This window comes from Burkholderia reimsis (assembly GCF_003294055.1).
Classification (GTDB): domain Bacteria; phylum Pseudomonadota; class Gammaproteobacteria; order Burkholderiales; family Burkholderiaceae; genus Burkholderia; species Burkholderia cepacia.
The window spans coordinates 93,543-104,344 of sequence record NZ_QMFZ01000031.1 but is presented as its reverse complement, the minus strand read 5'-3'; the positions used below and the strand labels follow the sequence as shown (position 1 = coordinate 104,344).

12 protein-coding genes are annotated in these 10,802 nt (G+C 66.2%); 8 read left to right on the top strand and 4 right to left on the bottom strand.

From position 1 onward, the window contains the following. Positions 1 to 984: 984 nt before the first annotated feature. A complete protein-coding gene (locus tag DPV79_RS29860) occupies positions 985 to 1,458 on the bottom strand; it encodes an Lrp/AsnC family transcriptional regulator (protein WP_021159174.1) in 474 nt (157 codons plus the stop codon). 319 nt (positions 1,459 to 1,777) lie between these two features. Here DPV79_RS29860 and DPV79_RS29855 point away from each other — a divergent pair, with 319 nt between their 5' ends. The 6 genes from DPV79_RS29855 to DPV79_RS29830 all read left to right on the top strand — a co-directional run bounded on the left by DPV79_RS29855 (position 1,778) and on the right by DPV79_RS29830 (position 6,188). Then, positions 1,778 to 3,163: an amino acid permease gene (locus DPV79_RS29855; RefSeq protein WP_059623033.1), complete on the top strand. Its 1,386-nt coding sequence runs from the start codon at positions 1,778 to 1,780 to the stop codon at positions 3,161 to 3,163. 45 nt (positions 3,164 to 3,208) lie between these two features. Beyond that, on the top strand, positions 3,209 to 4,411 hold the full coding sequence (locus DPV79_RS29850) for an amino acid aminotransferase (protein WP_021159172.1): 1,203 nt from the start codon (positions 3,209 to 3,211) through the stop codon (positions 4,409 to 4,411). A 154-nt stretch (positions 4,412 to 4,565) separates the two neighbouring features. Then, complete coding sequence (locus DPV79_RS29845) at positions 4,566 to 4,964, top strand: DUF488 domain-containing protein (protein ID WP_111943460.1); 399 nt, start codon at positions 4,566 to 4,568, stop codon at positions 4,962 to 4,964. Between the two features lie 171 nt (positions 4,965 to 5,135). After that, the gene (locus DPV79_RS29840; RefSeq protein WP_027791546.1) at positions 5,136 to 5,420 is read left to right on the top strand and encodes a DUF1488 family protein; all 285 of its coding nucleotides are present in this window, start codon (positions 5,136 to 5,138) and stop codon (positions 5,418 to 5,420) included. Between the two features lie 22 nt (positions 5,421 to 5,442). Then, positions 5,443 to 5,682: a hypothetical protein gene (locus DPV79_RS29835; RefSeq protein ID WP_006479066.1), complete on the top strand. Its 240-nt coding sequence runs from the start codon at positions 5,443 to 5,445 to the stop codon at positions 5,680 to 5,682. A 155-nt stretch (positions 5,683 to 5,837) separates the two neighbouring features. Further along, the gene (locus DPV79_RS29830) at positions 5,838 to 6,188 is read left to right on the top strand and encodes a metal ABC transporter ATPase (protein WP_113047163.1); all 351 of its coding nucleotides are present in this window, start codon (positions 5,838 to 5,840) and stop codon (positions 6,186 to 6,188) included. A gap of 48 nt (positions 6,189 to 6,236) precedes the next feature. On the opposite strand, the gene DPV79_RS29825 is transcribed toward DPV79_RS29830, so the two are convergent. The 3 genes from DPV79_RS29825 to lhpI all read right to left on the bottom strand — a co-directional run bounded on the left by DPV79_RS29825 (position 6,237) and on the right by lhpI (position 8,540). Continuing rightward, positions 6,237 to 7,016 (bottom strand): helix-turn-helix domain-containing protein, encoded by a 780-nt coding sequence (locus tag DPV79_RS29825; protein ID WP_021159167.1) that lies wholly within the window; start codon positions 7,014 to 7,016, stop codon positions 6,237 to 6,239. A 16-nt stretch (positions 7,017 to 7,032) separates the two neighbouring features. After that, complete coding sequence (locus DPV79_RS29820) at positions 7,033 to 7,437, bottom strand: response regulator transcription factor (protein ID WP_027791549.1); 405 nt, start codon at positions 7,435 to 7,437, stop codon at positions 7,033 to 7,035. Between the two features lie 167 nt (positions 7,438 to 7,604). Beyond that, on the bottom strand, positions 7,605 to 8,540 hold the full coding sequence (gene lhpI / locus DPV79_RS29815) for a bifunctional Delta(1)-pyrroline-2-carboxylate/Delta(1)-piperideine-2-carboxylate reductase (RefSeq protein ID WP_059853708.1): 936 nt from the start codon (positions 8,538 to 8,540) through the stop codon (positions 7,605 to 7,607). Positions 8,541 to 8,803: 263 nt separating this feature from the next. Here lhpI and DPV79_RS29810 point away from each other — a divergent pair, with 263 nt between their 5' ends. Together DPV79_RS29810 and DPV79_RS29805 are read left to right on the top strand one after the other, a co-directional pair. Beyond that, positions 8,804 to 9,541 (top strand): FadR/GntR family transcriptional regulator, encoded by a 738-nt coding sequence (locus DPV79_RS29810; protein ID WP_113047162.1) that lies wholly within the window; start codon positions 8,804 to 8,806, stop codon positions 9,539 to 9,541. Between the two features lie 121 nt (positions 9,542 to 9,662). Further along, complete coding sequence (locus tag DPV79_RS29805; RefSeq protein ID WP_048023043.1) at positions 9,663 to 10,784, top strand: branched-chain amino acid ABC transporter substrate-binding protein; 1,122 nt, start codon at positions 9,663 to 9,665, stop codon at positions 10,782 to 10,784. Positions 10,785 to 10,802: the final 18 nt, after the last annotated feature.

The window sequence follows — 10,802 nt, the reverse complement described above, 5'->3', positions numbered from 1 at the left end:
CTGACGCTCGTGTTCCGGGCCTTCTCGATCATGATCACCGCGCGCTCTTCGGCGCTCAGATGCTTGTATTTCGTCATCGCAACACCCTATCTCATCAAAGGTGTTGCACTTGAAGCTAGAGTCTAAGGTGTAAGGTAGCCGAACTTGCTCCGAGCGTCTGCGTAACGAAGGAATCAGGGCATCTCTAAGCGAAACGTCGGATTTGGGCCTGGCATCGTTCGCAGATCGGTCCACACTGAGAAGAGACAGAAGCGGTGGTGAGCGGCCCCCAGTAAAAAGTGCCATCATGTGACCGAGTTTTCGGCGGACTTTTCGATGGAAAGGAGCCGTACGATGAAACGCAAGCGCTTCAGTGTCGAGCAGATTGTTGCGGTATTGAAACAGACGGAAGCAGGATTTGCATGTGACGTGCACACCATCGCAGGAGGCCGTATCGATGAGTGAAGAAAGTATGGACAATCGGTATGTGCGATTTCGGCCGTAGACTACGCATACCCGACAAGTTGAAGAATCCAGGCGATCACCGATGAGAATTGCGTTGTCTATCGGATATATTCAAATTTCCGACAGCATTTTCGCGCTGTAGGTGCCAATTGCATGAGTTGCATGAGTTGCATGAGTTGCATGAGTGCGGTTATCACGCATAGATGCGATGGGCGTGCGCTAGATTTTCGAGCCTATCGTCGATAGTGGAAGGAGGCGATATGCTGACTGTCAAGGACAGGCGATCGTAGTGCCGGAGAGCAGGTTGATCGCGATCACGTCGTGTGCCGACAGCCGCGGCGTGCGCGGCCAGAAATCCGTGTGGAACTTTCGTTCTGGTATCCGGATACAACTGCCAGGTTTGTGGTCCGGCCGGCCACGCATACGAGCATCCGACTCTGTGCGAACCGAATTTCGACGCTGACCGTACGGCGGCAACGCTGCGACCGATAGCGCCGATGCTGCTCGGCGAGTGGCCGGTCGCTGGGGCGCCCGCTGGCCTCAGCCTTCCACCGGCATCGCGCTCGTGCACTTGATCTCGTCGAGGCACACGCTCGAATGCACGCCGCTCACGCCGGGAATGCGCATCAGCGTCTCGAGCAGGAACGTGGACAGCCCCTTCAGGTCGCGTGCGACGACCTTCAGCACGTAGTCGATATCGCCCGTCACTGAAAAACACTCCTGGATCTGCGCGAGATCGGACACCAGTTTCTGGAACTTCGACAGGTCGCGGATATGCCCGCGCTCCATCGTCACGTGCACGAAGGCGGTGACGCCAAAACCGAGCGTGTCGGGGCACAGCCGGGTTTCGTAGCGGCGGATCGCGCCGATTTCCTCCAGCCGCCGGTGGCGGCGCAGTGTCTGCGCGGGCGACAGGCCGACCGCCTTCGCCAGATCGAGGTTCGACGCGCGCCCGTTCTCCTGCAGGATCGCGAGCAAGTGCCGATCGAGGCGATCCAGAACCGGTTCATGCATTTTTATTTCCTCATCCGTCTCCTGGATGCAATCTTATCTCATAATGTAGGGTTTGCATGAACGGGTTACGAAACCCGATTTCGCCGTCGCGACGCTAAACTGACGCCGGATTTTCGTGTGCGATCGCAGCAAGGCGGGCGCGGCGACGGTCGGCGGCCGGTGTGGCGGAGACGCCGACGCGAATCGGGCGCCGCCACGCGAAGATTGCAGTCCCCAACCCGGCGGCTCCACGAACGGCCCCGGCACAGCAAAACAGCGCCCGGCACACCGAGGCGCACCGCACCCCGCTTCAGGCGGAGGCGGACAGAGTGGAGAAGACATGGTTTCTGGAAACGAGAGCGACGGCCTGAAGCGCGGGCTGAAGAACCGGCACATCCAGCTGATTGCGCTCGGCGGCGCGCTCGGCACGGGGCTGTTCCTCGGCATCGCGCAGACGATCAAGATGGCCGGCCCGTCCGTGCTGCTCGGTTACGCGGTGGCCGGCATCGTCGCGTTCTTCATCATGCGCCAGCTCGGCGAGATGGTCGTCGACGAGCCCGTCGCCGGCTCGTTCAGCTACTTCGCCAACAAGTACGTCGGCCACTTCACCGGCTTCCTGTCGGGCTGGAACTACTGGGTGCTGTACATCCTCGTCAGCATGGCCGAGCTGTCGGCCGTCGGGATCTACGTGCAGTACTGGTGGCCCGGCGTGCCGACCTGGGTGTCGGCGCTGGTGTTCTTCGTCGCGATCAACCTGCTCAACCTGGCGAGCGTGAAGTCGTACGGCGAGACGGAATTCTGGTTCTCGATCATCAAGGTCGCCGCGATCGTCGGCATGATCGGCTTCGGCGGCTGGCTGCTCGCGAGCGGCCATGCAGGCCCGGAGGCGAGCGTCCGGAACCTGTGGCAGCACGGCGGCTTCTTCCCGAACGGCGTGTCGGGGCTCGTGATGTCGATGGCCGCGATCATGTTCTCGTTCGGCGGGCTGGAGCTGATCGGCATCACCGCGGCCGAGGCCGACGATCCGAAGCGCAGCATTCCGCGCGCGACCAACCAGGTGATCTACCGCATCCTGATTTTCTACATCGGCGCGCTCGCCGTGCTGCTGTCGCTGTATCCGTGGGAAAAGGTCGTCACCGGCGGCAGCCCGTTCGTGCTGATCTTCCATGCGCTGAGCAGCAACCTGGTGGCCAACGTGCTGAACGTGGTCGTGCTGACGGCCGCGCTGTCGGTCTACAACAGCGGCGTGTACAGCAACAGCCGGATGCTGTTCGGCCTCGCGCAGCAGGGCAATGCGCCGAAGGTGCTGTGCTCGGTGAACAGGCGCGGCATCCCGCTCGCCGCGCTCGGCGCGTCGGCGCTCGCGACCGGCGTGTGCGTGCTGGTCAACTATTTCATGCCGGGCAAGGCGTTCGAGGTGCTGATGGGCCTCGTCGTGTCGGCGCTGATCATCAACTGGGCGATGATCACGCTGATCCACCTGAAGTTCCGCCAGGCGAAGCGTGCGGCCCGGGAGGAGACTTCATTCCGCAGTCTGGGCTATCCTTTCACGAATTACCTGTGCCTGGCATTCATGGCCGGCATTCTCGTCGTGATGTACCTGACGCCGGATCTCCGCCTGTCGGTGTACCTGATCCCGGTATGGCTCGCGGTGCTCGCGGTCGGGTATCGCTTCCGTCAGAAGAATGCAGGCTATGCGGTGCACGACGGCGCATCCGCACGCTGACGCAGGCCGGCCCGATCATTCTTCCAAACGAGACAGACTCAAGCCATGTTCGAACACATCGACGCGTACCCGGGCGACCCGATCCTGACGCTCAACGAGAACTTCCAGAAAGATCCGCGTGACCAGAAGGTCAACCTGAGCATCGGCATCTACTTCGACGCCGAAGGCCGGATTCCGGTCATGGGCGCCGTGCGCGAAGCCGAAACCGCGCTGCAGCGCGACCTCGGCGCGAAGCCGTACCTGCCGATGGTCGGCCTCGCCGCGTATCGCGACGCCGTGCAGGCGCTCGTGTTCGGCGCCGATCACCCGGCCCGCGCGGCCGGCCGCATCGCGACGCTGCAGACGCTCGGCGGCTCCGGCGCATTGAAGGTGGGCGCCGATTTCCTGAAGCGCTATTTCCCGGATTCGCAGGTGTGGCTCAGCGATCCGAGCTGGGAAAACCACCGCTTCATCTTCGAGCGCGCCGGCTTCACGGTGAACACGTATCCGTACTACGACGAGGCGACGGGCGGCCTGAAGTTCGACGCGATGCTCGCGGCGATCGACGCGCTGCCGGCGCGCAGCATCGTGCTGCTGCACGCGTGCTGCCATAACCCGACCGGCGTCGATCTCGACGAAGGCCAGTGGGAGAAGCTGATCGACGTGATCGAGGCGCGCGGGCTGCTGCCGTTCGTCGACATGGCCTACCAGGGCTTCGGCGCGGGCCTCGACGCGGACGCGTTCGCGGTGCGCGAACTCGCCCGCCGCGGCGTGCCGGCGCTGGTCGCGAACTCGTTCTCGAAGAACTTCTCGCTGTACGGCGAGCGCGTGGGCGGCCTGAGCGTCGTCTGCGAGGATGCCGCCGCGGCCGACCGCGTGCTCGGCCAGCTGGCCGGCGCCGTGCGCTCGAACTACAGCAACCCGCAGACCTACGGCGCGAAGGTCGTGGCCGCCGTGCTCGGCACGCCGGCGCTGCGCAAGCAGTGGGAAGAGGAACTGGCGGCGATGTGCCGCCGCATCGCGCGGATGCGCCAGTCGATCCATGACGGCTTGCGCGACCACGTCAGCGGCGAGGCACTGACGCGCTACGTGAAGCAGCGCGGGATGTTCACGTACACGGGCCTGACCGAATCGCAGGTCGACGCGCTGCGCGAAGTGCACGGCGTGTACATCCTGCGTTCGGGCCGGATGTGCGTCGCGGGCCTGAACGACTCGAACGTCGCCATCGTGGCCGATGCGATCGGCAAGGTGCTGAAGAGCGGCGTCTGATCGCGGCGCGCAACGCGGCTGGCCGAACCGGCTGTCTCCCGCAAGGGGGCAGCCGGTTTTTCGTTGTGCGGCCGAAATGTCCGCCACCCGGCTGACGCGGGCGCAGGCGCGGGGGTACGATCACGCAATCGGACGCAACACGAACAGGAGCGACATGGGCATCCGGATCATCCAGCTCGGCACGCCGCGCGCGGCCGGCGAGGGCCTGCGGATCGGCACGGTGCGGCGGCCGCCGCGCGGCGTGCCGAAGGCGGAATTCGCGTCGCGCAACTACTATGATGTATGGCTGCCGACGTTGTCGCCGAGCCCGGAACTCGTCGCGCAGGCGCAGGCCGCCGAAACGGCCGCCGAATGGAACGCGTTCCGGCGTCACTTCCGCGCGGAGATGGCGCATGGCGATGCGCCGAAGGTGCTCGACCTGCTGGCGGCGCTGTCGGCGACCACCGCGTTCTCGATCGGCTGCTATTGCGACGACGAACGCCATTGCCACCGCAGCGTGCTGCGCGAGCTGCTCGCGGAACGCGGCGCGACGATCGAGCCCGACGCGGGTTGAGCGTCGGTTGAACGTGGGTTGAAGGCGGGTTGAAAGCGAGCGAGCGTGGCGTCGCCAGTCGCGGCGGCACGCTGCCGCGCCGTCCATCGTGCGGCGCAGCGAACCCGTTGACGTGGGTCAAGCGTGGAGGCGCGCGCGCCACTATGCTCTTGTCATGGAGCGATCACGACGATGACAGGCGGACAGATGCAGATTGCCTTCCCGCCGGAACCGCCCGAATATTGCGCACGCGATCTGGTCGTGGCGTTTTCGGCGCTGGTCGACGGACGTTGCGTGCAGTGCGCGGTCACGGCCGAGGCGCTGGAAGATCATTTCGGCGCGCCGTCGCTGCTCGAACGCGACCTGCTGGCCGCATTCGAAGCGCACCGGTCGGCGATCGAGGCGATGGCGCGACGCATGCTCGAGGAAATCGGCGGCCGGCCGGTGCTGCTGCACAGCGGCCACTTCCGGCTCTGAGACGGATACAGCAGGAGGGTGCATGACACTGCAGGGCAACATTCACGAACGCGACTGGTCCGTCGAAGTCGAGACGCGCCCGTGCGAATCGGGCGAATTCCGCTGCCGCGTGTCGGTCGAGCATGGCGCCGGCGCCGCGCGCTTTCACCATACGTTCGAGCACAGCCATGCGTATCCGACCGAGCGGGAGGCGATGATCGAAGGGCTGCGGGCAGGCATGACGTGGATCGAGATGAAGGCGTCGCAGACCTTCAACGTATGAACGATCCCGCGCCGACGAAGGCGCGGGCAGACTATCGGCCGGGCAGCGATCGAAGAAATCGCGCCGTGCCACGGGCAACACATGCCGCCGCATTTCGATGCGGGCGGCATATGCAAGGCGGTCGACGAGCGGGCGGCCCCGTCAGGAGACACGACATGGGCGTGGGCATGCAGATCGCCTGCCATGGATTCGCGGGTACCGCCGCGATCGAAGCCGAAGCCGGCGCGCTGCTGGTGCGGCTCGAGCGCTTCCGCGCGCTGATCGGCGGCTGCCACCTCGCCATCGAATCGCGTGCCGCGGCCGATGGCGTGCGCCGGTTCGACGTGCGGCTCGACCTCGTGATGCACGACACGGCGCCCTGGCTGCTGCCGGCGTGTGTCGGCGACGACATGGACGACACGCTGCGCCGCGCGTTCATGCAGGCCGAACAGGCGCTGATCGCGTGCCAGGCGGGCGGTGCAAGGGTGGGGCTGCGCGACGCGGCGGCAGGCAGCCCGGCGCAATGAGGCATCGCACGCGATGCCGCGCCGGCGGCCGGGCGTCGGCGTGCCCGGTCAGACCCGGGCGAGCGCTTGCGAATCGATGATGCGCACGCGCTTGCCGCGCGTCTCGACGAGTGCTTCGCGATGGAACCGCGAGAACATCCGGCTGACGGTTTCGAGCTTCATCCCGAGATAGCAGCCGATTTCCTCGCGCGTCATCCTCAGGTTGAATTCCGTCGCCGAATAGCCGCGTGCCTCGAAGCGCGACGACAGGTTCAGCAGGAATTGCGCGACCCGCTGTTCGGCCGACATCGTGCCGAGCAGCAGCATCTGGCTCGATTCGCGGACGATCTCGCTGCTCAGCATCTGGTAGAGGAAGTGCTGCATCGGCTTGATCTCGCGGCACGCCGCTTCGAGCGCGCCGAACGGGATGATGCACACGACGCTGTCTTCGAGCGCGATCGCGTCGCAGCAGTGCTGGCCGCTGCCGATGCCGTCCATCCCGAGCGTTTCACCGGCAATCTGGAAGCCCGTCACGTGCTCGCGGCCGTCGCGATGCATCATCACCGTCTTGAACGAACCCGCGCGCACCGCGTAGATGCTCTGGAACGGATCGTCGGTGCGGAACAGCGCGTCGCCCTGGCGTACCTGCCGGGTCGTGCAGATGATCGCGTCGAGGCGGCCGTATTCGGCGGCCGTCAGTTGCGGCGGCAGGCACATCGAGCGCATCGCGCACGCCGAGCAGCGCGCGGCGGGATGCTTGGCGGCGTCGGCACGCGTGACCGCGCGAAGCGGAATCGTCGGCCGGGGCGTGATGGATACGTCGGCGGCGCAGGCGGTGGCTGTGGACATGAGTCACTCCGGCTCGTCAGGGGCGGTGCACGCGAGCGTGCACCAGGGATTCGATGACGCGGCATGCGGCGTCGAATTCGACGGTCTTGTCGAAGAAGTAGTCGGCTCCGGCCGACGCGCATGCCTCTCTGAATGCCGGCGCCGAGTGATTCGTCAGCACGATCGTGACGATGCGCGGCGCGGCCTTCGACAGCGTCCCGATCAGGTCGAGGCCGCTGCCGTCCGCCAGCCGCAGGTCGACGATCACGACATCCGCCTGGCTGCTGCGGATATGCGTCCACGCGTCCTGGCCGTCTTCCGCCTCGCCCACGACGGCGACACCGCGGATCGCGCCGACGAGCAGCGCGATCCGCTGTCGGACGGCGACGGCGTGATCGACGAGAAACACCCGGAGCGCGGCGGGCAACTGGCTGGCATTCATGCCGGCAGTATCGTGTTGCGCCGCCGAAAATGAAATCGGCCGAATTGGAAGTTGATGTAGGCCGCGGCGACGCGTTGTAGGGCGATTCCTACAACGCGTACGGGAAATCGCCGGATCGGCCCCGGTATGACGTGCCGCGTGTGAGGCGGGCGGGTCGTGCTGCCGGATCAGCCGGCCCGGCGCGCGTCCAGCGCATCGCGCGCGGTTCGGCACGCGGCCAGATCCCACGCCGCACAGCCGACGCTCTTGAACAGCAGCGGCCCGGTACGGTCGAATGCGCCGCCCAGCACGTCGGCGAGCGACGCGACCTGCTGCCAGTCGACCTGCGCGACGATCAGGTCGCCGGCCTCGTGGCGGGCGCCGGCCGGATCGTCGACGACCAGCCGGCTGGCACGCACGGTGTTCGCGTCGATTTCCGCGGCGTCCGCGGTGAACGCGCCGACGCCGACCACGAGCCGGCCTTCGCGCGCGGCTTCGCGGTAGACGGGCGTGCGGCTCGTCGTCAGCGTCACGACGACGTCGATCGCATCGGGAACCGCGTCGCCGTCGAGCGGTGCGAGATGCGGCGCGTGCGCGCGGTGCGCGGCGCAGAATGCCGCCGCGCTGTCGGCGCGAGTGCCGCGCACGTGCAGGCGCGCGTCGGGAAAGATCGCCGCGAGCGCTTCCGCGTGATTGGCCGCCTGCTTGCCGGTGCCGATCAACAGGATGTCGCGCGGCGCGGCGCCGTGCAGCGCCTGGATGCCGAGCGCGGTGATGGCCGCCGTGCGGCGTCCGGTGACCGTCGGGCCGTCGAGCGCGAAGCGCATCTCGCCGGTGGTCGCGTCGTACGCGGTCACCTGGCCGAGGATCGTCGGCAGCCCGCGCGCGCCGTTGCCCGGGCACACGTTCACGAGCTTGTGGGTCGCGAGGTCACGCGCGCTCGACGGCATCGACAGCATCACGCCGCCGGCCTGCAGCGGCACGACCAGGCGCTCGGGGCTGACGATCTCGCCCGCCGCATAGTCGGCGACGGCCTGCCTGAGCGTGGCGAGCAGCGCCGGGTAGTCGAGCAGCGCGGCCGTGTCGGCCGCATCGAAAACGGGAATCGGGGAAAGCGCGGTCATCGTGTACGTCGCATGCGTCGGTGAGCGTGGACGACGGGCGCATGCCGCGCCCGCCACAAAGCTGCCGGATACCGTGGCACAGGGCAGTGTGGATCGAATCTATACCACTTTCTGGCCTGCCCGCAACCCAGAAAATAAAGCGCCTCGCCGTTTTTGGTTCTAATATCTGTCCAGAAGGGCCGCCTTGGCCTCGATGCCGGCGCGCTCCGGTATAGTGCGAACCCATTCCAGATTCACGCCCGCGACCGGGCAGGAGCTACACGATGATGTCCGCGCGTCCCGACTCACTCGAAGGTGGATTCAAGCCGCTGCAGATCTACGAGCAGGTGGCCGAGAAGATCCGCGACGAGATCCGCGCGGGGCGCTACGCCGCCGAGTCGCGGCTGCCGTCCGAGCGCGAGCTCGCGGGGCTGTTCCAGGTCGGCCGGCCGGCCGTGCGCGAAGCGCTCGGCGCGCTGCAGAACGAAGGGCTCGTGTTCACGAAGCGCAATTCGGGCACCTACGTCGTCGCGGCGCCGCTCGACGTGCTCGCGCAGCGCGGCGACACGCACGAGGCGTCCGAAGCCGATTTCAGCCCGACGTCGACGCTCGACGTGCGGTTGATCCTCGAGCCGGCGATCGCGCGCCTCGCGGCCGCGCACGGCCGGCCCGACGCCGGCGCCGAACGCTACCTGGCCCAGATGGAAACCATTACCGACGTCGACGATCCGCATCAGCGGGCGCTGTGGAACGAGAGCGACCGGTTGTTCCACCGGCAACTCGCGTTGATGACGGGCGACGCGCTGATCGTGAAGATCGCGGACGAAGTCGCGAAGACGATGGACCAGCCGCTGTGGAAGCGGCTGAAGGACGACGGCATCTACGACGCGGGCCGGATCCGGCTCTACGTGTCCGAGCATCGGCTGATCTACGAGGCGATCGTGTCGGGCGACGCCGATGCGGCGGCGTTCTATGTCGAACAGCACATCCGCCGCGTGCGGCGCGACATCGCGCCGAAGTGACCGCGTCGAAATCGTTCTGGTCTGAAAAATGACCAGAATCGAACACTTTATTTTGAAATTGCTTGCGCGGTGACCACGCGTGTCCTACATTGGTTTCACACAAAACCAATCAGGAGACATCATGCGACACCTCGTTACCGCGCTTTCGGTGGCCATCGCCGCCGGCGCGCTGACTTCCGCGCACGCGCAGGAAGTCGTGATGATCGGCCATTCGGCGCCGCTGACCGGCCCGCAGGCCGCGAACGGCAAGGACAATGAAAACGGCGCGCGGCTGGCCGTCGACGAACTCAACAAGGCCGGCATCAAGGTCGCCGGCAAGACCGTCACGTTCAAACTGGTTTCCGACGACGACCAGGCCGACCCGAAAGCGGGCGTGCAGGTGGCGCAGAACCTCGTCGACAAGGGCGTCGTGGCGGTGCTCGGCCCGTACAACTCGGGCGTCGCGATTCCCGCATCGCGCGTGTACTCGAATGCCGGCGTGCCGATGCTGCCGGTCGCATCGAACCCGGCGCTGACCAAGCAGGGCTTCAAGAACATCTTCCGGATCGGCGCGAGTGACGAGCAGCTCGGCGGCACGATGGCCACGTTCGCCGCGAAGACGCTGAACGCGAAAACCGCCGCCGTGATCGACGATCGCACCGCGTACGGGCAGGGCGTCGCCGAACAGTTCATGAACGTCGCGAAGGCGAACGGGATCAGGATCGTCGACCAGGAATACACGAACTCGTCGGCCACCGATTTCCTCGGCATCCTCACCAAGATCAAGGCCAGCAACCCCGACGTGATCTTCCTCGGCGGCTATGCGGCACAGGGCGCGCCGATGGCCAAGCAGATGAAGCAGCGCGGCCTGCGCGCGAAGCTGCTCGGCGGCGACGGCATCTGCTCGGCCGACATGGGCAAGGTCGCGGGCGACGCGGCGTCGATCGTCTACTGCGCGCAGGGCGGCGTCGCGCTCGAGAAGACGGCGGCCGGCCGCGAATTCCTGAAGAAGTACCACGACACGTATCACACCGATACGCAGGTCTACGGCGTGAACTACTACGACGGGATGAAGCTGCTCGCCGACGCGATGGTCAAGGCCGGTACGACCACCGACAAGGCGAAGCTGATCGCGCAGCTCGCGAAGTCGAACTACGCGGGCGTCGCGGGCACCTATTCGTTCGACGCGAACGGCGACCTGAAGGGCGCGCCGACAACCGTCTACGTGATCCGCAATGGCCTGCCGGAGCCGTACGCGAAATAAGCGACCAAGCGACGCACC